Source organism: Rhizobium sp. FY34, assembly GCF_005222845.1.
Classification (GTDB): domain Bacteria; phylum Pseudomonadota; class Alphaproteobacteria; order Rhizobiales; family Rhizobiaceae; genus Neorhizobium.
This window is the reverse complement of the sequence record NZ_STFZ01000006.1, coordinates 168,333-192,153: the sequence shown is the minus strand read 5'-3', so window position 1 is coordinate 192,153 and position 23,821 is coordinate 168,333. Positions and strand designations below refer to the sequence as shown.

The window sequence follows — 23,821 nt, the reverse complement described above, 5'->3', positions numbered from 1 at the left end:
CCTTTCCATGAATATAGGACGCTTTGACGTGACCAAAACCATCATTCAGCTGAAGAAGGCGGATTTGACGCTGGGCAGCGCCGCAGCCTCCGTCCATGTGCTGAAGGGAATTGATCTGGCGATCGCTCAGGGCGAGGCTGTCGGTATTGTTGGCCCCTCGGGTTCCGGCAAGTCGACCTTGCTGATGGTGCTGGCCGGTCTGGAGCGGCTGGACAGCGGTGAAATCCATATTCTCGACAAGGCCCTGCATGATCTGGGCGAAGATGCGCTGGCGGATTTTCGTGGCCGCAATATCGGCATCGTCTTCCAGTCCTTCCACCTCATCGCCAATATGACGGCGCTGGAGAATGTGGCCGTGCCGCTGGAACTGGCCAATGTGAAAAACGCCTTCGACATTGCCCGCAAGGAATTGACTGCAGTTGGCCTTGGCGAGCGGCTGAGCCATTATCCGGGCCAGCTTTCCGGTGGCGAACAGCAGCGCGTGGCGATTGCCCGCGCCCTTGCCCCCTCGCCGGCCGTGCTGATTGCCGATGAGCCGACCGGCAACCTGGACACTGAAACCGGACGGCAGATTGCCGATCTTCTGTTTGCCAAACAGGCCGAGCGCGGCACAACGCTGCTGCTCGTCACGCATGACAATGCGCTGGCGGCGCGCTGCACAAGACAGATCCGCGTGCGCTCCGGAGAAATCGCAGCCGACAGCGCAGTAACATCCTCCAGCGCGACCGCGGCCTTCGCATGAAAGCGCCAGCCCTGCCCCGCTTTTCCATTGCCATGAAGCTTGCTTTGCGCGAGCTGCGCGGCGGTCTCGCCGGCTTCTACATTTTTCTCGCCTGTATTGCGCTCGGTACCGGGGCCATTGCCGCCGTCATCTCCGTATCGCGGGCGATCACAGGAGCGATTGCCACGCAAGGCCAGACGCTGCTGGCCGGCGATATCCGCTTTGAACTCAACAACCGCGAGGCAACGCCGCAGGAGCGCGCCTTCCTCGACGGGCTTGGGCCGGTTGCCGTCTCCACCGGCTTGCGTTCCATGGCACGGCTGCCCGACGGATCGCAGCAGGCCCTGGTGGAAGCCAAAGCCGTGGACGGCGCCTATCCGCTCTATGGCTCGCTGGAAGCCGATCCCAACCTGCCGCTGTCGGAGCTGATCGGGCAGACAAACGGCGTCTATGGCGCGCTGGCAGCACCCCTTCTGCTGGAACGGCTGGGCATCAAGACCGGCGACGAAATCCTGCTGGGCAATGCCCGCATCCGCATCAGCGGCATTCTGGTGAAGGAACCGGATGCCCTGTCTGAAGGCTTCGGCTTTGCGCCGCGCCTTCTGCTCAGCCGCGACGGCCTGATCGCGTCCGGCCTCATCCAGACCGGCAGCCTTGTCGAACATGCCTACAAGATCAAGCTTTCCGAACCGCAACCGCGCGCTGTTTTGACCGAGCGGGCAAACCGGGAATTCCCGTCTGCCGGCTGGTCGATCCGCACCGCAGACCGCGCCGCCCCTTCGCTGACCGAAAACGTCGATCGCTTCTCGCAATTCCTGACACTGGTTGGACTGACCGCGCTCATTGTCGGCGGTGTCGGAGTGGCCAATGCGGTGCGCGCCTTTCTCGACGCCAAGCGCACGACGATTGCCACGTTCAAATGCCTTGGGGCGCCGGCCTCGGTGGTCACGCTGATCTATCTCTTCCAGATCCTGCTGCTCGGCGCGGTCGGCATCGTCATCGGCCTTGCGATTGGCGCGGCTGCCCCCTTCGTGGCACTTGGCTTCCTGCGCGATCTTCTGCCGGTTCCGGCGGAAGCGACCTTCTACCCATCCGCGCTGGGGCTTGCGGCACTCTTTGGCCTCCTCACCACCTTTGCCTTTGCCATCCTGCCGCTGGGCCATGCCCGCGAAGTGCCGGCAACGGCGCTGTTTCGCGAACAGAGTTTCGACCAGACCCGCCTTCCCTCCTGGCCCTATCTTCTGGCGGCCGGCATTTCGCTCGGCGCGCTGGCCGGACTGGCAATCTATGCCGCCGAGGAGCGCTATATCGCCGTGGTCTTCCTCGGTGCCGTAGCTGCCGCTTTCGTGCTGCTGCGCCTAGTCGCTGCCGGCATTGCAGCCCTTGCCCGCCGCAGCCCGCGTGTCAATTCCCCGGCCCTTCGCCTCGCCATCGGCAATATCCACCGGCCCGGCGCGCTGACACCTTCCGTAGTACTGTCACTTGGCCTGGGTCTCGCCCTCCTCGTGACGCTCGCGCTGATCGACGGCAACCTGCGCCGACAATTGACCGGCAGCATGATGCAGCAAGCCCCGAATTTCTTCTTTGTCGATATCCAGGGCAGCGAACGCGAAGGCTTCGTCAATGTTCTGAAGCAGCAAGCACCGCAGGGCACGATCACCGAGGTTCCCATGCTGCGCGGACGTATCCTGTCCTTCAATGGCCAAGATGTGGCGCAGATGAACGTGCCGCCCGGCGGGCGCTGGGTTCTGCGCGGTGACCGCGGCATTACCTATGAGGAAAACCTGCCGGAAAACGCCCGAATCACGCAAGGCGAATGGTGGCCGCAGAACTATACCGGCGAACCGCTGGTCTCCTTCTCCGCCGAAGAGGCCGGAGAACTGGGCCTGAAGATCGGCGATACCGTGACGATCAACGTGCTGGGCCGCAACATCACGGCTCGCATTGCCAATTTCCGCGAGATCCAGTGGGAATCCCTGTCGATCAATTTCGTCATGGTGTTTTCGCCCAACACATTCCGTGGCGCGCCGCATGCCTGGCTTGCCACGCTGACGGATGCCTCGGCAACAGCTGCCAAGGAGGGCGAAATCCTGCGCGCCGTCACCAATGCCTATCCGACCATCACCAGCGTGCGGGTGAAGGATGCACTGGATATTGCCGAACAACTGGTCGGGCAGCTGGCAACCGCCATTCGTGCCTCCGCCGCCGTGGCGCTGATTGCCTCCGTCCTCGTGCTGGCCGGAGCCCTTGCCTCCGGCAACCGGGCACGCACCCATGATGCCGTCATCCTGAAGACCCTGGGTGGCACGCGCAGCATGCTGATGCGCGCCTTTAGCTACGAATACATGATCCTGGGCTTTGCCACGGCCGTCTTCGCGCTGTTTGCCGGAGGGATTTCTGCCTGGTTCGTCGTCAGCCGCATCATGAAACTGCCGGCAAGCTTCCTGCCGGATGTGGCTGTGATGACGGTTGTCGGCGCGCTGGTGCTGACGGTCGGCATCGGACTTGCCGGCACCTGGCGTATTCTCGGACAGAAGGCCGCACCGGTTTTACGCGAGCTCTGAAGCCCTGTTTCGGCCCGGCGCAGATTAAATTTCAGTCACCTTGGCAAATAGAGCCCGATTCGCGTTCGATTCGGACCAAGCCCACTTGAAGCGGAAAGTGCCGGGCCGCATATTGAATGCAAGCTTGCTGAGGCTCCGCAGCGGCGCCGGGTATCGCGGACGTGAAACCCACCCGTCGAAACATCGGAGCTTTGAGAGGACAACAATGTCTGAACGTTACAATTTCCAGAACCGTGCGGCACAGACCGGTGCACAAGCGGGCGCGATGATCGACCAAGGTCTGCGTACATATATGCTGAAGGTCTACAACCTGATGGCGCTCGGTCTCGTCATCACGGGTCTTGCCTCGTTCACGACGTGGCAGCTTGCAGTCGAAGGCGGCCAGTTGACCGCTTTCGGTACGGCACTCTATGCCAGCCCGCTGCGCTGGGTGGTCATGCTGGCGCCGCTCGGCCTCGTCTTCTTCCTCAGCTTTCGCATCAACAAGATGAGCGTGGCCGCCGCCCAGACGACGTTCTGGATCTACGCCGCGCTGATGGGCCTGTCGCTGTCCTCGATCTTCCTGGTGTTTACCGGCCAGAGCATCGTGCAGACCTTCTTCGTCACCGCAGCCTCGTTCGGCGCGCTGTCGCTCTACGGCTACACGACCAAGCGTGACATGACGGCCATGGGCTCGTTCCTGATCATGGGTCTGTTCGGCCTGATCATCGCCTCTGTCGTCAACATCTTCCTGGCATCCTCTGCCATGGCCTTTGCGATCTCCGTGATCGGCGTGCTGATCTTTGCAGGTCTCACCGCCTATGACACGCAGAAGATCAAGGAAATGTATTACGATGGCGATGACACAGCCGTGATGGGCCACAAGGCGATCATGGGCGCACTGACGCTCTATCTCGACTTCATCAACCTGTTCATGTTCATGCTGCAGTTCCTGGGCAACCGGAACAACTAATCCATCGGCATGACGGATCTTCAAAGGGCGGCTCCAGGTGGGTCGCCCTTTTTCTATGGGCTCTGCTTGCGCGACACGCGAGGCACTTTTAATGTCGTGTCATCATCGAATGGAATTTTCGCACTCCCATGACTTTTCGCCTGCGCGACGCTTCAGCCTCCGACATTCCCGCCATTACCGACATTTATGCACAGAGCGTGCTGCACGGCACGGCAAGCTATGAACTGACGCCGCCTGATGCGCAGGAGATGCTGGCGCGCTTCAATGCCATTCGCACCAAGAACTATCCCTATATCCTGGCGGAAGATGCCGATGGCGCCGTGCTCGGCTATGCCTATGCATCCGCCTTCCGCACGCGGCCGGCCTATCGCTGGCTGGTGGAGGATTCCATCTATCTGGCACCGCAGGCGCAGGGACGCGGCATTGGCAAGGCTTTGCTGGGCGACCTGATTTCCCGCTGCACGGCGCTTGGCTTCAGGCAGATGGCAGCCGTTGTCGGCGGAGCAAGCCCGGCATCCGTCAAGGTGCATGCTGCGCTTGGCTTCGAAGTGGTGGGAAGGATGAAGGGCACCGGCTTCAAGCACGGCCAGTGGCTGGATACGATCTTCATGCAGAAAAGCCTGGGCGACGGCACGACGACATTTCCCGATGAAGCGCAATATCCCGGCACGCTGGGTCCGTAATTGCGGGACGCCTATTCGATCAGCTTCAGAACCTTGTCGAAGACCTTCAGCACCTGCGGCAATTCCTGGCCCCGCTTGAGGATCATGCCATGGGTGTTGACGACGCTATAGGCGCCCTGTTTGCCGGCAAGTTTCGGGTTTTTCTCGATACGAAACAGCGGCATTTCACCCGAACGCTTGAAGATGGAAAACACTGCCTTCTCCCGCAAATGGTCGATGGCATAGTCCTTCCACTCCCCCTCGCCCACCATGCGCCCATAGATGCGCAGAATGGCATCGAGTTCGCGCCTGTGAAAGGTCACGGGCACCGGGTCCCGATCCTGACGGTACTGGTTGAGTTCGACCACGACAGCACCGTCTGAACGGTCGCGTCCCGATATATCCGGCTGATCGGTCATCAATGCTCCAAGGCAATGCAACACATCCATGACAGTGTGCCTCAGCGGGGGCAAATTGCAAGCCATGCCACAAAACCAAGACAGGCTCACAGAAACCACTTTCCGCCCGATTTTGGCCAAAAGAGTGCCGGATTCGGCAGTCACATTGCAGCCTTCCCGTTGGCGCCCTGCGCCAAACCGGGTCCCGGTCTCCGGTGCTGACCTTACCCCCAAGCCCCTCAGCGCCAGAGGCCGGGCCTGTATCTCAGTAATTCCAGAAGAATGTCAGGATATTACGGTTCACGTTTCGGCCCTGCCATGACAATGGCCGCTCCGATAATAGCCGATGGCGCACCGCCGGGGCGGGATGTCTGCAACAGGATGGCGCACCCATCCTTCTTGGATTGCCCCATTGTGCGCACCGGCAGCGTGATCTTCAGCGCCTTGCCATCCCACATTCCAACTGTCTGCACATCATAGACGCTGTGCCAGTATTCCATCTGGCGGCCGCTATTTTCACCGCGCACTACATCCACCATTTCCCTCTTGGTGAAGTAGGCAACGACAATATCGGCCTGTCCCTGGCCGGGAGGCAGGGAAATCTCCATTTCGTCGCCCTTGACTTCAGCCGCGATCGGTACGGAAAGACCCATACCGCCGGTCTTCAACTGGTCCATGCGTCCATTGATGGCGGCAAGATCTGCACCCTTCACATGCTCGCGACCATTGATGATGGCCTGGGGTGTATAGACGCCGCTGCGACCCAGCGAATGGGCATAGCCATACTGGCGCTCGGTGTTTTCCTTGGAACTCAGCGTATCGGCCCAGCCGAGATAGTTCCAATAATCCACGTGATAGGACAGCGCCACGACATCGCCCTGCATCACAAGCTTCTTCAGGGCCGCATCCGCCGGCGGACAGGATGCGCAACCCTGCGAAGTAAACAGTTCGACGACGCCCTTCGGCGCCAGCACATCGCCGGCAAGGGCCGTACCGCAGGTGAGCAATCCGGCAAGCAGAATACCAACCCGTTTTGCGAGCGGCAGCATTGGCATTGGGGTGTTGAAGGTCATCGCGTGTCTTCGTTGCACAGTGGCATGGATCAGCATTTTGGCAAACCTAACCCGCGACCTCCATCAATCGGAAGTCACAAGGGGGTGAGACAGGGAGAAGTGCGAATCTTGCTCATGAAAATGCCGCCGGACAAGATGTCCGGCGGCATTTTTTGACAATTGCTAAAGATCAGGCTGCCAGATCGCGCAGAACCGTCTGCAGGATACCGCCATTGTTCATGTAGATCACCTCATCGAGCGTATCGATGCGGCAGAGGATCTTCACGTCCTTCACCGTACCATCGGCATAGGTGATCTTGGCGATCTTCCACTCGCGCGGCTTGATCTCACCGTCGAGACCTTCGATCGTAACGGTTTCATCACCCTTCAAGTCGAGGCTCTGCCAGTTCATGCCTTCCTCGAAGACGAAGGGAACGATACCCATGCCGACAAGGTTGGAGCGGTGGATACGCTCGAACGACTGGGCGATGACGGCGCGCACACCCAAGAGATTCGTGCCCTTTGCAGCCCAGTCACGCGAGGAACCGTTGCCGTATTCGACGCCGGCGAAGATGACCAGCGGCGTGCCTTCGGCCTTGTACTTCATGGCAGCATCGTAGATCGACATTTCTTCCTTGGACGGATAGTGGACCGTGTAGCCGCCCTCCTTGCCATTGGCGCCGAGCATGAAGTTGCGGATGCGGATATTGGCAAACGTGCCGCGCATCATCACTTCATGGTTGCCGCGGCGCGTGCCGTACTGGTTGAAGTCAGCAACACCCACGCCGTTTTCCATCAGGTAGGCGCCAGCAGGCGATGCTGCCTTGATGGAGCCGGCCGGAGAGATGTGGTCGGTGGTGATCTTGTCGCCGAACAGGCCGAGAACGCGCGCACCTTCGATATTGGAGATGCCCGAACCGGTCTTGCCCATGCCGACAAAGTAAGGCGGGTTCTGCACATAGGTCGACTTGTCGTCCCAGGCATAGGTCTGGCCATCCGGCACCTGCACGGCCTGCCAGTTGACGTCGCCCTTGAACACGTCGGCATACTTGCTTTCGTAGAGTTCGCGCGTGACGTATTTCAGGATGAATTCCTGGATCTCGTGCGAGGTCGGCCAGATATCCTTGAGGAATACCGGATTGCCATCTTGGTCTTCGCCGAGCGGCTCGGTCGTCAGGTCTTTCTGCACCGTGCCGGCCAGCGCGTAAGCAACGACGAGCGGCGGGGAAGCAAGATAGTTCGCCTGAACGTCCGGCGAGATACGGCCTTCGAAGTTGCGGTTGCCGGACAGGACACCAGCCGTGATCAGGCCCTTGTCATTGATGGTCTTGGAAATCGGCGCCGGCAGCGGGCCGGAATTGCCGATGCAGGTGGTGCAGCCAAAACCGACGAGGTTGAAGCCGAGCGCATCCAGCGAGGTCTGCAGGCCGGACTTTTCCAGATATTCGCCAACCACCTGCGATCCCGGTGCAAGCGAGGTCTTGACCCAGGGAGCCGACTTCAGGCCCTTGGCAACGGCGTTGCGGGCCAGAAGGCCAGCGGCAATCAGAACGCTGGGGTTCGACGTGTTGGTGCAAGACGTGATGGCGGCAATCGCCACATCGCCATGGCCAAGATCGTAGTCCGTGCCGTCAACCGCATAGCGATTGGCCAGCTGGCCCGGCTTCTTGTAGTCGTTTTCCAGAGCCGTTGCGAAGTTCGGGGCAATGGTTTCGAGCGCCAGGCGGCCTTCCGGACGCTTGGGGCCGGCCATCGACGGCACGACGTCGCCGAGATCGAGTTCCAGCGTATCGGTGAAGACGAGGTTTGCGCCATCGCCATCACGCCACATGCCCTGCGCCTTGGAATAGGCTTCGACCAGTGCAATCCGGTCCGTAGTGCGGCCCGACATGGTGAGGTAGTTGATGGTTTCGCCATCAACGGGGAAGAAGCCGCAGGTGGCGCCGTATTCCGGGCCCATATTGCCGATGGTGGCGCGGTCGGCAAGCGACATCGAATCCAGGCCGGGGCCGAAGAATTCGACGAACTTGGACACGACGCCCTTCTTGCGCAGCATCTGCACGACGGTGAGCACGAGGTCGGTCGCGGTAACGCCTTCCTTCACCTTGCCTGTCAGCTTGAAGCCGATGACTTCCGGCAGGAGCATGGAAACCGGCTGGCCGAGCATGGCAGCTTCAGCTTCGATGCCGCCCACGCCCCAGCCCAGAACGCCCAGACCATTGATCATGGTCGTGTGGCTGTCGGTGCCGACGCAAGTATCCGGATAAGCGATGGTTTCCCCGTCTTCTTCCTTGGTCCAGACCGTCTGGCCGAGATATTCCAGATTGACCTGGTGACAGATGCCAGTGCCGGGCGGCACGACGCGGAAGTTCTTGAAGGCCTGCTGGCCCCATTTCAGGAAGCGGTAACGCTCGCCATTGCGCTGATATTCCAGCTCGACATTCTTGGCAAACGCTGTCGGCGTGCCGAATTCGTCAACGATGACCGAGTGGTCGATGACGAGATCGACAGGAACGAGCGGGTTGATCTTTTCCGGATCACCACCGAGCGCCACCATGGCATCGCGCATGGCGGCCAGATCGACGACGGCCGGAACGCCGGTGAAGTCCTGCATCAGAACGCGGGCCGGGCGATAGGCGATTTCGTTTTCGACCTTGCCCTTGTTGCTCAGCCATTCGGCAACCGCCAGGATGTGCTCCTTGGTGACCGACTGGCCATCTTCGAAGCGCAGCAGGTTTTCCAGAAGAACCTTCATCGAGAACGGAAGGTTCGACACGCCGGCCAAGCCATTGGCTTCTGCCTTCGGCAGGCTGAAATAGACATAGTCCTTGCCATCGACGGTAAGCACCGATCGGCAGTTAAAGCTGTCGAGAGATTTGGTCACGGAAAAAACCCCGCTGATTATAGAGCCAACACGCGCGTGCGGACGCCTATGCACTTCATGCACATCAGGATGCGGGTACGACCATTTCCGCTGTCCGCACGAGAAGATGAAATCCTCAGGTCCGGCGCAAAGTGAAAATCACGCCGGCCGCTGGCGTGGTTGCGAAGCTTATAGATAATTTCTAAGAAGTGTTCCAGACGGTGAGAGGCCCGATGACCAGATTTTTTTCAACGCCGTCACCAAACCGGAAACGAAGGCAAACCTCATGCGGCTGATTGCCGACACGCTCTCGGCGCATCGCGGCGAGGACCTCATTTTCTCGAATATTTCCTTCAACTTAAGGAAAAGCGAGGCTTTGCTGCTGACCGGTCGCAACGGATCTGGAAAATCCACGCTTTTGCGGGTGGTGGCGGGCCTTATCCGCCCAGCCGGAGGCCGCGTGGAATGGGTCGGCAGCGAGGCCGAAACAGCTGTTCGGGCAGCCGAAGTTTGCCATTACCTCGGACATCGCAATGCAATGAAGCCGGAACTCACGGTTGCGGAAAATCTTGGCTTCTGGCGCGATTTTCTGGGAGACATGTCCGGCGGCACCGGCGCACCGATTGAGGAAGCGGCAGAGGCCGTCGAGCTTGGCTCCATCCTCCACCTGCCCTTCGGCTATCTGTCTGCCGGCCAGCAGCGGCGCATGGCCTTTGCCAAGCTTCTCGTGGCGCATCGCCCGGTCTGGATCCTCGACGAACCGACGGCCGCGCTCGACACCTCTGCCGAAGCGCTGTTTGCCCGTCTCATCCGAAATCATATGGCCAATGGCGGCATCGTTCTGGCCGCCACGCATCAGCCGCTGGATTTCGACGCCACGTATCGCCTGGAGATGACGGGTTTTGACTATAGGGATATGGGGGTCGGGATATGACGATGGTTCTGACGATGTCCACCCCCCTCTGCCCTGCCGGGCATCTCCCCCTCAAGGGGGGAGATGGGCTGGAGAACCGGAGCCGCCTGGCACTTCAGCCCATCGCGACAACAAGAATCAGTGTGTACCAACCAGCCTTTGGCGCAGACCAGTCTCTGAGCAAGGCGCCAACTTCCGTGATCTCCCCCCTTGAGGGGGAGATGGTCGGCAGACCAGAGGGGGGTCAGTCCAACAAAGGCATGCCCATATGACCGCCCTTTTGCTGCGCGACCTGAAACTCTCCGTGCGTGCTGGCGGTGGCGCGCTGATCGGCGTGCTGTTCTTCATGACGGTGGTGGCCGTCATGCCCTTCGGCGTTGGCCCGGACCTCAATCTTCTGGCCCGCATCGGACCTGCCATCGTCTGGATCGGGGCACTTTTGTCTGCGCTGCTTGGCCTCGACCGGATGTTCCAGACAGAACGTGAGGACGGCTCGCTTGATCTTCTGCTCATGCAGGAACATCCGCTGGTCGTGACGGTGCTGGTCAAATGCATCGCCCACTGGCTGGCCAATGTTCTGCCGCTGGTGATTGCCTCGCCGCTGCTCGGTCTCTTCATGAACATGAGCGAAGTGGCCATCGGCGCTGTCATGCTGACGCTGCTGGTAGGCTCGCCGGCACTGACACTGATCGGTTCGGTCGGGGCAGCCGTTGCCGTGACATTGCCGCGCGGCGGCCTGCTGGTGTCGATCCTCGTTCTGCCGCTCTGCATTCCCGTGTTGATCTTCGGCGTCAGCGCAAGTTACGCAGCCGTGGAAGATCCAGCACCCTTCCTGCCGCCATTTCTGATCCTTGCCGCCATCACGATGTTTTTTGCCGTGCTGGGGCCAGTGGGTGCAGCCTTGGCGTTGCGCAATGCAGGGGATTGACTAGAATCAAGTTCGGGCCGCCGGCTCTGCTTTAGAAGGACGCCATGACCGAAAGCCTTGCCATCACCAAGTTCAGCGATCTTGCCAACCCGACTCGGTTCCTGGCGCTGGCGCAGCGTATACTGCCCTATATGGCCGGCGTGACAGCCCTGCTGTTTGCCATCGGTCTCACCATGTCCTTCACCACCGAGGGTGATTACCAGCAGGGCGATACGGTGCGCATCATGTATATTCATGTGCCCGCCGCCTGGTTGTCGATGATGTGTTATTCGGTCATGGCCCTGTCGGCGATCGGCACATTGGTCTGGCGCCATCCGCTGGCCGATGTCAGCCACAAGGCAGCAGCCCCGCTGGGCGCCGCCTTCACGCTGGTGGCGCTGGTGACAGGCTCGCTGTGGGGCAAGCCCATGTGGGGCACATGGTGGGTCTGGGATGCGCGACTCACCTCCGTTTTCATCCTGTTTCTGATGTATCTCGGGCTGATTGCGCTCAACCGCGCCATGGATGATCCCTCGCGCGCGGCGCGCGTCAGCGCAGTTCTCATCCTTGTCGGCTTCGTCAATATTCCGATCATCAAGTTTTCCGTCGACTGGTGGAATACGCTGCACCAGCCGGCAAGCGTGATGCGCATGGATGGCCCGACCATTGACGGCGAGTTCCTGCGCCCGCTGCTGGTGATGGCGCTTGCCTTCACCATGCTGTTCTTCACGCTGCATATTGCCGCGATCCGCAACGAAATCTGGCGCAGACGCATTGCCACGCAGCGCCGCATGGCCGCACGCCTTGCCGGACGTGGAGACTGACACGATGAGCCATGCCTTTTACATTTTCACCTCCTATGGCGTGACGGCGCTTGTCTGTCTCATGCTGATTGCCTGGGTGTTTCTCGACGGACGCAGCCGCCGCCGCGAACTGGCCGAACTGGAAGCCTCCGGCATTCGCCGCCGCTCGGCGAGCACCGGGCAGGAGACGCGCAAGGCATGAGTGAAGAAATTGAAAGCCCGCGCCGCGGGATCATGCGCTATGCGCTGGCAGCCATTCCGCTTGCCGTCTTCGTGGGCTTTGCCGCTATCGCCGGCAAGATGCTCTATGATCAGGATGTCAACGGTCTTGATGTCTCGGCCATTCCCTCTGCGCTGATCGGCAAGCAGGCTCCGAGCCTCACGCTTCCAGCGCTCGAAGGATCGAATAGGCCAGCACTGACCGCCGGTGCCATTCAGGGCAAACTGACCCTCGTCAACGTGTTTGCTTCCTGGTGCGTGCCCTGCCGGCAGGAGCATCCGTTTCTGAAGGAACTGGCGAAAGATCAGCGCCTGACGATTGTCGGCATCAACTACAAGGACCGCAATGACAACGCCCTGCGGTTTCTTGGCGAACTCGGCAATCCCTATGACGCGATCGGCGTGGATCCGAATGGCAAGGCGGCGATCGACTGGGGCGTCTACGGCATTCCCGAAAGCTATCTCGTCGGTCCAGACGGTACGATCCTCTACAAGAAGGTCGGCCCTTTCGACGAGCGCAGCGTGATGCAGGACCTGCTTCCGGCCATCGAGAAAGCCTCTGGCAAGCCGCAGGTGTAATTTACGTATCACGTAGAGATACCAACTTGCCATTTTTAACGTATCAGTGCATGATACCAATCATGGTGGCGTCGCATGATAAAATCCTTCCGGGACAAGCAAACCGCTGCAATCGATGCAGGCACCTTGAAGAAGGGTTTCCCGCCAGAACTCATTCGGCGCGCCCAGCAATTGCTCACTGTGCTGGATGCGGCCAAGTCTCTGGATGACCTGCGGTCTCCTCCTGGCAACAGGCTTGAAAAACTGGCCGGCAACCGGGAGGGCCAGTACTCGATACGGATCAATGCCCAATGGAGGATATGCTTCATCTGGCAGAATGGCGATGCAGACAGTGTCGAGATCGTCGATTACCATTGAAATCACGCCTGGAGACGGACCATGTCGATCAGCAAAGCGCCTCCCATCCATCCCGGTGAAATCCTGCGGGATCTCTATCTCGAGCCGCTTGAGATGAGCCCTTACGCGCTGGCCAAGACATTGCGCGTACCGCGCACGCGCATCGAGAGGATCGTGGGCGAAAAGATCGGCATCAGCGCCGATACGGCCCTACGGCTGGCGAAGTTCTTCAAGACATCACCCGAACTGTGGCTCAATCTTCAGGCCGCCTATGACCTGAAGAAACAGCGGGACGCACTGGCCGAAGAACTCGCGCAGATCCCGGAACTGGAACAGGCGGCCTGAGCGCGCCTCAGAGCCCGCCCTGCCAGACCTTGATCGCATCGACCGGCCAGACCAGCATCAGCACATTCAGGGTCAGGTTGTCGCGGATGATATATCCGGTTGCCAGTTCGAAGAGGATCGCCAGAGTAACCGTCAGCCAGATCGGCGCACGGGCGGCAAACAGGAAGCCAAGCCCCATGAACAGCGTATCCATCGCCGAATTGAGGATGCTGTCGCCCTCATAGCCCACGGCCATGGTGGCGTTGCGGTAGCGGTCGATGATGATCGGCGAGTTTTCCAGAAGCTCCCAAGCCGCCTCGATGAGGGTTGCGAGCGCCAGTCTCTTGCCAAAGGATGCCTTGCGCAGCACACCCGTCGCCAGCCAATAGAACAGGAAGCCGTGGATGATATGCGACGGCGTGTACCAGTCCGACAGGTGCTGCGAATTGCCCGCCGTGTTCACGCCTGGCTCAAACAGTTTCACAGAGCCGCAGGCGCAGATCCATAGCCGCCCCATGCCATACTCGGCCAGCACCTGCGCGGCCAGAATGGCAAGCGCGACGAAAAACCAGTAATGCTGCGACCGCTGGGCGCCTGTCTGCGCCGCAAGGCTCACTTGCCGTCCTCGGGGCGCGGCTCCAGCGAATGCTTCATGATCAGCGGCATCTGGGCAAGCGTAAAGGCAATCGTGATCGGCATCGTGCCCCAGACCTTGAAATTGACCCAGGTGGCATCAGAGAAATTGCGCCAGACGACTTCATTGAGGATGGCGAGGAACAGAAAGAAGATGCCCCAGCGCAGCGTGAGCTTCTTCCAACCCTCGTCCGTCAGCTGGAAGGCGGCGTTGAACACATAGCCCAGGAGCGATTTGCCGAACATCAGCCCGACGAGAAGTGTCACGCCAAACAGCGTGTTGACGATGGTCGGCTTCATCTTGATGAAGATCTCGTCCTGAAGCCAGATGGACAGGCCGCCGAACACCATGACCACGATGCCGGACACGAAAGGCATGACCGGCAGATGCTTGAAGACGATCTTCGAGACCACGAGCGAAATGACGGTTGCGGCCATGAACAGGCCCGTGGCCACCAGCAAGGGCCCGCCCAGCGCCGAGAGGGCGGGGAACTTCCCAATCAGCCATTCGCCGCGCAGGTTGGCAAAGAAGAAGACGAGCAGAGGCCCGATCTCCAGCGCCAGTTTCAGGCCCGGATTCTGCTTTTCCTGGCGTGTCGGGGTCGTATCGCTTTCAAAGCTCTGCATCGGGTTCATCTTCATCTTGTCTGGGGTTTTCGGATGCAAACCCGGCTTCTGTGGCATCAATGCGTCACGCCGGCGATGGCAGAGGCGAAATCTTCTGCTTCGAAGGGTTCGAGATCATCAATCCCTTCGCCAACGCCGATGAAATAGACCGGCAACTTGTGCTTGGCGGCGATGGCGACGAGAATGCCGCCGCGCGCCGTGCCATCGAGCTTGGTCATGATCAGACCGCTGACGCCCGCCACATTGCGGAAGATTTCCACCTGGTTCAAGGCGTTCTGACCGGTCGTGGCATCCAGTGTCTGCAGCACTGTATGCGGCGCATCCGGATCAAGCTTGCCCAGAACCCGCACGATCTTTTCCAGCTCCGCCATCAGTTCGGCCTTGTTCTGCAACCGGCCGGCCGTATCGATGATCAGAACGTCGCATTTCTTCTGGCGCGCCTGCTCGAAGGCGTCATAGGCAAGGCCCGCCGCATCGGCGCCAAGCTTGGTGCCGATAAATTCGGATTGCGTGCGATCAGCCCAGATCTTCAACTGTTCGATGGCAGCAGCGCGAAACGTATCGCCGGCTGCCAGCATGACCTTGAGCCCGGAACCCGAGAGCTTGGCCGCCAGCTTGCCGATGGTCGTCGTCTTGCCGGTGCCATTGACGCCAACCACGAGAATGACATGCGGCTTGTGATTGAGATCGAGCGCCAAGGGCTTGGCCACCGGCTTCAGCACCTTGGTGATCTCGCCGGCCATGATGCGCGATACATCCTCGCCGCTCACATCCTTGCCATAGCGTTCCGATGACAGCGTATCGGCAATGCGCATGGCGGTCTCGACGCCAAGATCGGCCTGGATCAGCAGGTCTTCCAGCTCTTCCAGCGTCGCTTCGTCCAGCTTGCGCTTGGTAAACAGCGCGGTGATCTGGCCCGTCAGCTGCGAGGAGGTGCGCGACAGGCCTTCTTTCAGCCGCTGGAACCAGGTGAGCTTGGGTTGCGCGACGATTTCGACCGGCGCTTCTTCCACGCAGGTGGCAAAGCCCTTGGGCAGGGTGATTTCGGCAGGTGTGGTGTCAGCAGGCTCAGGAGGGTTGGCGTAACTGGCACCCCCCTCTGTCCTGCCGGACATCTCCCCCTCAAGGGGGGAGATCGATTCGGAGTTGCCGCTTTGCTCAACACTATCGAAAGACGAAAGTTTTCTCTCTTCCAGCAGATCAACCTTCGCAACGTCCATGATGGAATGGTTGTCTTGCCGCGGATCGATCTCCCCCCTTGAGGGGGAGATGTCCGGCAGGACAGAGGGGGGTGTCCCGGCATCACCCGCCGGGCCGCCGGCAGTTTCCATCTCCACCTCGGCCACCGGATCGATCGGTGACACGGGCAGATCTTCAGGCGTCAGGACAGAAGCTGGCTTTTCCTCGGCCACCTTGTCCTTGCCGAAGGTAAAAACCTTTTTGATGAAGCCGAGCGCCATGAAAAATCCGTTTCCTCACGCCGCGCAGGCGGCGGCAAGCTGCATGTTCAGATGTTTGCCGGTGTGGCCGGTAATCTCCACATCGACCAGATCGCGCGGGGCAAGACCCGGAGCGGCAACGACCGAGAAGTTCTCCGTATGGGCGAAACCACTCATCTCCACAAGGATGCGCTGGCGCGTACCGATCATTCTCTCCAGATGGGCATGCTGCAACGCCTCTCCCGCAACGCGAAGGCGTGACGCCCGTTCCTTGACCAGCGCCCGGTCAAGTTGCGGCATACGCGCCGCCGGCGTTCCCGGACGCGGACTATAGGGAAACACGTGCAGGAAAGAGAGGTCGCACTGTTCGGCATGCCGCATGGCATTGGCAAACATCTCTTCAGTTTCCGTCGGGAAACCGGCGATCATGTCGGCGCCGAAGCTAACCTCGGGCCGAAGTCGGCGAACCTGGCTGACGAAGGCGAGCGCATCCGCACTCGTGTGGCGCCGCTTCATGCGCTTCAGGATCATGTCATCGCCATGCTGCAGCGATAGATGCAGATGTGGCATGAAACGGGGCTCATCGGCCAGAAGATCCAGTAAATCTCTGTCGGCTTCAATACTGTCGATGGAAGAGAGCCGCAGGCGCGCAATGTCCGGCACCTGTTTCAGAAGCGTCTTGGCCAGAAGCCCAAGCGTTGGCGTGCCCGGCAGGTCGGCGCCATAGCTGGTGGCATCCACGCCGGTCAACACGATTTCGCAGTAACCGCCATCCACCAATTTTCGAGCCTGATCAACGACGGCACCCATGGGCACCGAGCGCGAATTGCCGCGACCATAAGGGATGATGCAGAAGGTACAGCGATGATCGCAGCCGTTCTGCACCTGGATGAAGGCGCGCACATGGCCATCGATGTGCTTCACCATCTGCGGCGCAGTGGCCTTCACGCTCATGATATCGTTGACGCGCAGCTTTTCTTCCGCCGAAACGCCGAAATCCGGCAGGGCGCGGTAGGAGGCGCTTGTCAGTTTCTCCTCATTGCCGAGCACCGCATCGACTTCCGGCATTGCGCTGAAGGTCTGTGCTTCGGTCTGGGCCGCGCAACCGGTGACGATGATGCGGGCATGCGGATTGTCCCGCCGCACCCTACGGATCGCCTGGCGCGCCTGGCGCACGGCCTCTCCCGTCACGGCACAGGTATTGACCAGCACGGCATTGTTGAGCCCCGCTTTCTCGGCCTCGGCACGCATGACTTCGGATTCGTAGGTGTTCAGTCGACAGCCGAAGGTAATGACCTCGACGCCGCTCACGAAACGCCGGCCTCGGGCATGGCGTCACGCTCGAAACCACCCGTCAGCGGATCAACCCGGCCGGACCATTCCCATTCGGCAGGGCCGGACATCAGGACATGGTCATCCTCGCGCCATTCGATGGAAAGCCTGCCACGCTGGGGGCTGGACGCCACGATGATATCGACCTTGCGTTCGGTGCGGCCGGTGCGGGCACCCGAAACGCCAGCGGCACAGGCGGCCGATCCACAGGCAAGCGTCAGGCCGGCGCCGCGCTCCCAGGTCCGCGTTACCATCTCAATCGGTGAAATTACCTGCGCCAGCGTGATATTGGCCTTTTCCGGAAACATCGGGTGGTTTTCGAGAAGCGGCCCGAAGCGTTCGAGGTCGAATGTCATCGGATCGCGATCGACCCAGAACACCGCATGCGGATTGCCCATAGACATGGCGGCGGGCGAATGCAGAACCGGCGCATCGATCGGGCCGATCTGCAACTCGATGCGGCTGGTATCGTAGAATTCTTCCGAGAGCGGGATCTTGTCCCAGGCAAAGACCGGATTGCCCATATCGACGGAAATCGTGCCGTCCTGATGCTCCTGCGCATTCAAAATGCCGGCCACGGTCTGGAAGGTGAAGGCCTTGCGGCCCGTTTCAGCAGCCAGCGCCTGCACCACGCAGCGGGTGCCATTGCCGCAGGCCTGCGCCTTCGTGCCATCGCAATTCAAAATGTCGATATAGGCATCGGTTCCGGCAAGCTTGGCATCATGGATGGCCATGATCTGGTCAAACACGGTCGCCGGATCGGCGGCCAGTGCAATGGCCGCCTGCGGCGTGACGCGGTCGCTGCGGCCACGCATATCGATAACCAGGATCTTGTTGCCAAGCCCGTTCATCTTTGCGAATTCGACCATCTGCGCCATGAAAAAATCACCTGTAGTGCGGGCGCGCCCGCGATTTACAGCCTATATGGCCGAAATCCGGCTGAATTTCCAGTGGCGCGACCGAACAGCTATTTTCCCCTGCGGCGCTCCACACAGGGCGCCATGACGCAGAGCAGTTCAAACATGATATTGGCGCCAGCAAGGGCAGTCATGCCAGCCAGATCAAACGGAGGTGCCACCTCCACCACATCGGCGCCCACGATATCCACACCAGCCAGCAGGCGCACCAGTTGCTGCGCCTCGCGGGTGGAAAAGCCACCGATTTCCGGCGTGCCGGTGCCCGGCGCCATGGAGGGATCGATGCTGTCGATATCAAAGGTAACATAGGTTGGCCCAGACCCTGCAATGGCGCGCGCTTCTGCCATCACGTCCACCGCACCGCGCTCAACAAATTCTTCCATATAGATGATGCGGATACCCTGGCTTTTCGCCCAGTCATGATCGGTCGTATCGTAGATCGAGCCGCGAATGCCGATCTGCACCATGCGCTTCGGGTCCAGCAGGCCTTCCTCGATGGCGCGGCGAAATGGCGTGCCATGCGTGTATTTGTTGCCGCCGAAATAGCTGTCATTGGTATCGGTATGCGCATCGAAATGGATAAGGCCAACCGGGCGGTCTTTCGCCACGGCGCGCAGCACCGGCAGCGTCGTCAGGTGATCACCACCCACGGCAAGCGGCATGGCACCGGCGGCGAGAATGGCGGTAATGCCGTCTTCGATCCGCTTCAGCCCATCCATCAGATCGATAGGATTGACCGACACATCGCCCACATCGGCGATATTGGCGATGGAAAAGGGCTCGACGCCCGAGACATGATGCACGCGGCGGATCAGGCTCGACTGGTTGCGCACTTCGCGCGGGCCGTGGCGGGCACCGGCCCTGTTCGTGGTGCCGCCATCCCAGGGAATGCCAACCAGCGCGATATCCAGACCTTGCGCCGAGGATACGGCCGGCAGGCGCATGAAGGTGGAATGCCCGGCAAAACGGGGCACTTCGGCGGCATCGACGGGCTGGTGAAATTCGGCACTCACGGCAGGCTCCCAAAATGGCATTGGCGATGGGCGTGGATGCGCCCGCCGCCAATGGAGCAGAGCCACTGACAGCTGTAAATGCTGCAACGCGAAAAACCCGGCGCTATGCCGGTATCAAACGTCGGGAACGTCGAAGACCTCGCCGGGCCGCAACGGGAGGAACCGCTCCGGTTTGATATTGGCGGCGGTCAGCGCATTGCGAAGTGCCGCGAGCGGCTCTTCGATGCCTTCATCCGTCAGCTTGACCGTGCCCCAATGATGACCCAGGGCATAGGAAGCCTTGGCAAGCTGCATGCCGGCCACCGCCTCTTCCGGGTTCTGGTGCTGCCCCTTCATGAACCAACGCGGCTCATAGGCGCCGATAGGCAGGATAGCGAGCCGGAAGGCCCCGTGCTTTTCCGCAGCCGCTTTGTAGTTGATGCCCTGGTGAAAGCCCGTATCGCCGATATGGTAGATCTTGCCGGCCGGCGTTTCGATGACAAAGGCCGCCCAGAGCGCCATGCGCCGATCGCCCAGCCCGCGTGCCGACCAGTGATGGCAGGGCTCGCAATGAATGGTGACGTTCTTGCCGACATAATCGCTGCTCCCCCAATCCATCACCGTGATGCGCGGATCATCCAGTGCCGGGCCGAAAATGGCATCATTGCCCAGCGGCGTGATGAAATGCGGGCGATGCATCTCCTGCAGTCTTTTCAGCGTCTCGATATCGAGATGGTCATAGTGATTGTGCGTGATGATGACGATATCGATGGCAGGCAGGTCTTCCAGCCGGATGCCCGGCCTGTTGACGCGCTTCGGCCCGGCAAAGGAGACGGGACTGGTACGCTCCGACCAGACGGGATCGGTCAGGATATTGAGACCGGCCACCTGGATCAGCATGGAAGCATGACCGACCATGGTGACGACGACACGGTTGCCGGTGACCCGCTTTTCCGGCACCGCTGGCGCAAACGGGCTCGGATAGGCGTCCGGCCAGGCAATGCTCTTGCCGTTGAAGCGCCAGCGCAACAGGCTGCCTATGCCCTTCTGCACCTCGCCACCCGGATTGAAGAATGTCGTTCCGTCGAAATGATCGGAAACCGGTCCCGTATAATAGCGGTTGGCAGCCATGGCTCTCCCAGTGGCAAGGCCTCCCGCCAGAAGTGCGAGACTGCCAATGCCGGTCCATTTCAGGAAATGTCGTCTTTTCATGCACTTTCTATAGGAAGCGATCAAACGCCGGACAAGCACGCAGCCATTGGATATGGCCGCAGCAATGCAGGGATCACGCAGGCTTGATATCTGTCAAGGTAAAGTCATTGCCGACAAACAGCAGCGACGCATCCAGCGCAAAGTCTTGACTCAAAGGGCCTCGTGCTGCTAATGCCGCGCCATCTGCTGAAAGTTGAGATGACTTTAGCCGCCGACCGGGACCCGTAAAGGTATAAAGAGATCCCGGAGGCAAACACCCGACAGCGCGATGCGCCCTCGGGTGCTTTTTGGCTATGCGTCTTGTTTTCAAGCGGGTGAAGCACGACGTTTCGGATCAGAAAATCCGGCAACGTTCAAAAGGATGAAACGATGTTCGAAAACCTCCAGGACCGTCTTGGCTCCATCTTGAGTGGACTGACCGGCCGTGGCGCATTGAGCGAAGCGGATGTGTCCGCCGCCCTGCGCGAGGTTCGCCGTGCGCTGCTGGAAGCAGACGTGGCGCTGGAAGTCGTGCGCTCCTTTACCGACCGCGTGCGCGAAAAGGCCGTCGGCGCCGAAGTTCTGAAATCCATCAAGCCCGGCCAGATGGTCGTCAAGATCGTTCATGACGAGCTGGTGGAAATGCTGGGCGCCGAAGGCGTCTCGATCGACCTTCATGCACCGGCTCCTGTCGTCATCATGATGGTCGGCCTTCAGGGCTCGGGCAAGACCACGACGACCGGCAAGATTGCCAAGCGACTGACCGACCGGGACCGCAAGAAGGTCCTGATGGCGTCTCTCGACACGCGCCGACCGGCTGCCCAGGAACAGCTGCGCCAGCTGGGCGTACAGACCGGCGTGGATACGCTGCCGATCATTGCCGGCCAGTCGCCGACCGATATTGCCAGCCGCGCCGTACAGGCAGCAAAGCTTGGCGGCCATGATGTCGTCATTCTCGACACTGCCGGCCGCACGCATATCGACGAGCCGCTGATGGCCGAGATGGCCGAGATCAAGGCCCGCTCCAAGCCGCATGAAATCCTGCTGGTGGCCGACAGCCTGACCGGCCAGGACGCCGTCAACCTGGCGCGCAATTTCGACGAGCGCGTCGGGATTACCGGCCTGGTGCTGACCCGCATGGACGGCGATGGACGCGGTGGTGCTGCCCTCTCCATGCGAGCCGTCACCGGCAAGCCGATCAAGCTGATCGGTGTCGGCGAAAAGATGTCGGAGCTCGAAGAGTTCCATCCGCGCCGCATTGCAGATCGTATCCTCGGCATGGGCGACATTGTTTCGCTGGTCGAGAAGGCTGCCGAAAACATCGACGCCGACAAGGCGCGCGCCATGGCCGAAAAGATGGCCAAGGGCAAGTTCGACCTGAACGACCTTGCCGACCAGCTGCGCCAGATGCAGTCGATGGGCGGTATGGGCGGTATCATGGGAATGATGCCCGGCATGGGCGGCATGAAAGACAAGCTGGCCGCTGCTGGCCTGAACGACAAGATGTTTGCCCGCCAGATCGCCATCATCCAGTCGATGACCAAGGCCGAGCGCGCCAACCCCGATATTCTCAAGCATTCCCGCAAGAAGCGTATCGCAGCCGGCGCCGGCACCGATGCCGCTGAAATCAACAAGCTTTTGAAGATGCACCGCCAGATGGCCGACATGATGAAAGCCATGGGCGGCAAAGGCAAAGGCGGCATGATGAAGCAGATGATGGGCGGCCTTGCCGGAAAGATGGGGCTTGGTGGCATGGGCGGCGGAATGGGAGGCATGGGGGGCATGCCTGATCTTTCCAAGCTCGATCCCAAGCAGCTTGAGGCGCTGGCCAAGCAGGCCGAAGCTGCCGGCATCAAGCCTGGCTCCATGCCGGGTCTTCCCGGCGGCGGGCTTCCAGGCCTTGGCGCACCCAGACTTCCAGGCCTCGGCGGCATGCCGGGCCTTCCCGGTTTTCCGAAGAAGAAGTGAGACGGAGCGCCATGACCGACAAGAAGGTGAAGGAACAGCTCGGCCAATATCGGCAGTCGATCGACAATATCGACGCAGCTTTGGTCCATATGCTGGCAGAACGTTTCCGCTGCACCAAGGAAGTGGGCATCCTCAAAGCCCAATATGATTTGCCGCCGGCAGACCCGGCGCGCGAGGAATACCAGATCGAACGCCTGCGCAGACTTGCCAAGGATGCTCATCTGGACCCGGATTTCGCCGAGAAGTTTTTAAACTTCGTTATCACGGAAGTCATCCGGCACCATGAAGCCATTGCCGCTGAACACGGCGAACCGAAAAAGACCGTCTGACGACGGCCCGTCACAAAGACCCAAGGAGTTAAACACATGTCCCTGAAAATCCGTCTCGCCCGTGGTGGTTCCAAGAAGCGCCCTTACTACCAGATCGTTATTGCTGATGCCCGCGCACCGCGTGATGGCCGCTTCCTGGAGAAGGTCGGTTCGTGGAACCCGATGCTGGGCAAGGACAATGAAAAGCGCATCGAGCTGAACGCCGAGCGCCTGAAGCATTGGATCGACAACGGCGCACAGCCGACAGACCGCGTTCTGCGCTTCATGGCAGAAGCAGGCCTGGCCGAGCGCCCTGCCCGCAGCAACCCGGAAAAGGCAAAGCCGGGCAAGCGCGCTGTCGAGCGTGCAGCCGAACGCAAGCAGAAGGCTGATGCCGCTGCTGCTGCCGCTGCAGAATAATTTACGTTAGCCTGCGTTTCGACGGGTGGCATGGCGACATGCCGCCCGTCTTTTTGTTTCCAAGGTGGAGAAGTCCTTCTAAAGAGGGACGGCAAGGCACCGGCAAGGAGAGACCCATGGGCAAGCTCGAAAACCCCATCCTGATGGCAACCATCGGCGCGGCCCAAGGTCTGCGCGGCGAAGTGCGGGTGCGCAGTTTCACGGCCGATCCGCTGGCGCTGAGCGACTACGGCCACCTGCACGCCATGGACGGCCGCGTCTTCGAGATCCTCGACATGCGCGAGGCAAAGACCGTGGTGATCGTACGCTTTCGCGGCATCAACGACCGTAACGCCGCCGAGGCGCTGAACGGGCTGGAACTGTTCATCGACCGCGATAACCTGCCGGACGAGGAACTGGAAGACGACGAATTCTACTATGCCGACCTGGAAGGGCTGGCTGCCGTGGACACCGACGGCAAGAGCTATGGCACGGTGAGCGGCGTCTTCGATTTCGGCGCCGGCGATCTTCTGGAAATCAAGGGGCCGGGCCGCCGGCCAACGCTCATTCCGTTTTCGGAAGCAGCGGTTCTGGAGATCGATCTGGAAGCCGGCCGCATCGTCATTGACCCCATGGCCGCCGGCCTGATCGACACGCCAGAAGACACCGATCCCTCCGCCAGAGGCCCGTCCGATGAAGGCAGCACAGGCGGCGAGGACTGA

At 60.5% G+C, this 23,821-nt stretch carries 25 protein-coding genes; 15 read left to right on the top strand and 10 right to left on the bottom strand.

The features are described 5' to 3' along the window. Positions 1-28: 28 nt before the first annotated feature. From E8M77_RS04185 to E8M77_RS04170, 4 genes are all read left to right on the top strand, one after another. On the top strand, positions 29-742 hold the full coding sequence (locus E8M77_RS04185; protein ID WP_137129359.1) for an ABC transporter ATP-binding protein: 714 nt from the start codon (positions 29-31) through the stop codon (positions 740-742). Beyond that, positions 739-3,285: an ABC transporter permease gene (locus E8M77_RS04180; protein ID WP_137129358.1), complete on the top strand. Its 2,547-nt coding sequence runs from the start codon at positions 739-741 to the stop codon at positions 3,283-3,285. The genes E8M77_RS04185 and E8M77_RS04180 overlap by 4 nt, the downstream gene beginning before the upstream one ends. 205 nt (positions 3,286-3,490) lie before the next feature. After that, positions 3,491-4,237, top strand: coding sequence for a Bax inhibitor-1/YccA family protein (locus E8M77_RS04175; protein ID WP_137129357.1), 747 nt, complete (start codon positions 3,491-3,493; stop codon positions 4,235-4,237). A gap of 128 nt (positions 4,238-4,365) precedes the next feature. Continuing rightward, the gene (locus E8M77_RS04170) at positions 4,366-4,920 is read left to right on the top strand and encodes a GNAT family N-acetyltransferase (RefSeq protein ID WP_137129356.1); all 555 of its coding nucleotides are present in this window, start codon (positions 4,366-4,368) and stop codon (positions 4,918-4,920) included. An 11-nt stretch (positions 4,921-4,931) separates the two neighbouring features. Here the strand turns inward: E8M77_RS04170 and E8M77_RS04165 are convergent, their stop codons facing one another. The 3 genes from E8M77_RS04165 to acnA all read right to left on the bottom strand — a co-directional run bounded on the left by E8M77_RS04165 (position 4,932) and on the right by acnA (position 9,233). After that, positions 4,932-5,318, bottom strand: a complete 387-nt coding sequence (locus tag E8M77_RS04165; RefSeq protein WP_137129355.1) for a DUF2794 domain-containing protein — start codon at positions 5,316-5,318, stop codon at positions 4,932-4,934. A 272-nt stretch (positions 5,319-5,590) separates the two neighbouring features. After that, positions 5,591-6,346, bottom strand: a complete 756-nt coding sequence (locus E8M77_RS04160; RefSeq protein ID WP_246659127.1) for a thioredoxin family protein — start codon at positions 6,344-6,346, stop codon at positions 5,591-5,593. A 193-nt stretch (positions 6,347-6,539) separates the two neighbouring features. Then, the gene (gene acnA / locus E8M77_RS04155) at positions 6,540-9,233 is read right to left on the bottom strand and encodes an aconitate hydratase AcnA (RefSeq protein ID WP_137129353.1); all 2,694 of its coding nucleotides are present in this window, start codon (positions 9,231-9,233) and stop codon (positions 6,540-6,542) included. A 265-nt stretch (positions 9,234-9,498) separates the two neighbouring features. On the opposite strand from acnA, the gene ccmA reads away from it, so the two are divergent. From ccmA to E8M77_RS04115, 7 genes are all read left to right on the top strand, one after another. Further along, the gene (gene ccmA / locus E8M77_RS04150) at positions 9,499-10,146 is read left to right on the top strand and encodes a heme ABC exporter ATP-binding protein CcmA (protein WP_137129352.1); all 648 of its coding nucleotides are present in this window, start codon (positions 9,499-9,501) and stop codon (positions 10,144-10,146) included. Between the two features lie 247 nt (positions 10,147-10,393). Beyond that, positions 10,394-11,053 (top strand): heme exporter protein CcmB, encoded by a 660-nt coding sequence (gene ccmB / locus E8M77_RS04140; RefSeq protein ID WP_137129351.1) that lies wholly within the window; start codon positions 10,394-10,396, stop codon positions 11,051-11,053. Positions 11,054-11,097: 44 nt separating this feature from the next. Continuing rightward, positions 11,098-11,856: a heme ABC transporter permease gene (locus E8M77_RS04135; protein ID WP_137129350.1), complete on the top strand. Its 759-nt coding sequence runs from the start codon at positions 11,098-11,100 to the stop codon at positions 11,854-11,856. 4 nt (positions 11,857-11,860) lie between these two features. Continuing rightward, positions 11,861-12,037 carry a heme exporter protein CcmD gene (gene ccmD, locus E8M77_RS04130; RefSeq protein ID WP_137129349.1) on the top strand — a complete coding sequence of 59 codons (177 nt, stop codon included), beginning with the start codon at positions 11,861-11,863 and terminating at the stop codon, positions 12,035-12,037. Continuing rightward, a complete protein-coding gene (locus E8M77_RS04125) occupies positions 12,034-12,633 on the top strand; it encodes a DsbE family thiol:disulfide interchange protein (protein WP_137129348.1) in 600 nt (199 codons plus the stop codon). The genes ccmD and E8M77_RS04125 overlap by 4 nt, the downstream gene beginning before the upstream one ends. 75 nt (positions 12,634-12,708) lie before the next feature. Next, positions 12,709-12,990: a type II toxin-antitoxin system RelE/ParE family toxin gene (locus E8M77_RS04120; RefSeq protein ID WP_137129347.1), complete on the top strand. Its 282-nt coding sequence runs from the start codon at positions 12,709-12,711 to the stop codon at positions 12,988-12,990. A gap of 21 nt (positions 12,991-13,011) precedes the next feature. Continuing rightward, the gene (locus tag E8M77_RS04115) at positions 13,012-13,314 is read left to right on the top strand and encodes a HigA family addiction module antitoxin (RefSeq protein ID WP_137129346.1); all 303 of its coding nucleotides are present in this window, start codon (positions 13,012-13,014) and stop codon (positions 13,312-13,314) included. A gap of 7 nt (positions 13,315-13,321) precedes the next feature. On the opposite strand, the gene E8M77_RS04110 is transcribed toward E8M77_RS04115, so the two are convergent. The 7 genes from E8M77_RS04110 to E8M77_RS04080 form a co-directional block, all read right to left on the bottom strand. Beyond that, a complete protein-coding gene (locus E8M77_RS04110; RefSeq protein ID WP_137129345.1) occupies positions 13,322-13,909 on the bottom strand; it encodes a DUF2585 domain-containing protein in 588 nt (195 codons plus the stop codon). Continuing rightward, on the bottom strand, positions 13,906-14,553 hold the full coding sequence (locus E8M77_RS04105; RefSeq protein ID WP_137129497.1) for a septation protein A: 648 nt from the start codon (positions 14,551-14,553) through the stop codon (positions 13,906-13,908). Before E8M77_RS04105 ends, E8M77_RS04110 begins: the two co-directional genes overlap by 4 nt. A gap of 56 nt (positions 14,554-14,609) precedes the next feature. Further along, positions 14,610-16,013: a signal recognition particle-docking protein FtsY gene (gene ftsY / locus E8M77_RS04100; protein ID WP_137129344.1), complete on the bottom strand. Its 1,404-nt coding sequence runs from the start codon at positions 16,011-16,013 to the stop codon at positions 14,610-14,612. 15 nt (positions 16,014-16,028) lie between these two features. Beyond that, positions 16,029-17,303 (bottom strand): tRNA (N(6)-L-threonylcarbamoyladenosine(37)-C(2))-methylthiotransferase MtaB, encoded by a 1,275-nt coding sequence (mtaB, locus tag E8M77_RS04095; protein ID WP_137129343.1) that lies wholly within the window; start codon positions 17,301-17,303, stop codon positions 16,029-16,031. After that, positions 17,300-18,202 (bottom strand): diaminopimelate epimerase, encoded by a 903-nt coding sequence (dapF, locus tag E8M77_RS04090; protein WP_137129342.1) that lies wholly within the window; start codon positions 18,200-18,202, stop codon positions 17,300-17,302. The genes mtaB and dapF overlap by 4 nt, the downstream gene beginning before the upstream one ends. A gap of 89 nt (positions 18,203-18,291) precedes the next feature. Then, complete coding sequence (gene speB / locus E8M77_RS04085) at positions 18,292-19,254, bottom strand: agmatinase (protein WP_137129341.1); 963 nt, start codon at positions 19,252-19,254, stop codon at positions 18,292-18,294. 114 nt (positions 19,255-19,368) lie between these two features. Continuing rightward, on the bottom strand, positions 19,369-20,445 hold the full coding sequence (locus E8M77_RS04080) for an MBL fold metallo-hydrolase (RefSeq protein ID WP_137129340.1): 1,077 nt from the start codon (positions 20,443-20,445) through the stop codon (positions 19,369-19,371). Positions 20,446-20,814: 369 nt separating this feature from the next. Between E8M77_RS04080 and ffh the strand changes: the two genes are divergently transcribed. The 4 genes from ffh (at position 20,815) to rimM (ending at position 23,821) form a co-directional block, all read left to right on the top strand. Next, on the top strand, positions 20,815-22,392 hold the full coding sequence (gene ffh, locus E8M77_RS04075) for a signal recognition particle protein (RefSeq protein WP_137129339.1): 1,578 nt from the start codon (positions 20,815-20,817) through the stop codon (positions 22,390-22,392). A gap of 11 nt (positions 22,393-22,403) precedes the next feature. Further along, positions 22,404-22,721, top strand: coding sequence for a chorismate mutase (locus E8M77_RS04070; RefSeq protein WP_137129338.1), 318 nt, complete (start codon positions 22,404-22,406; stop codon positions 22,719-22,721). A 36-nt stretch (positions 22,722-22,757) separates the two neighbouring features. After that, entirely contained in the window at positions 22,758-23,120 is a 363-nt protein-coding gene (gene rpsP / locus E8M77_RS04065) for a 30S ribosomal protein S16 (RefSeq protein ID WP_137129337.1), read from the top strand. Between the two features lie 116 nt (positions 23,121-23,236). Then, the gene (rimM, locus tag E8M77_RS04060; RefSeq protein ID WP_137129336.1) at positions 23,237-23,821 is read left to right on the top strand and encodes a ribosome maturation factor RimM; all 585 of its coding nucleotides are present in this window, start codon (positions 23,237-23,239) and stop codon (positions 23,819-23,821) included.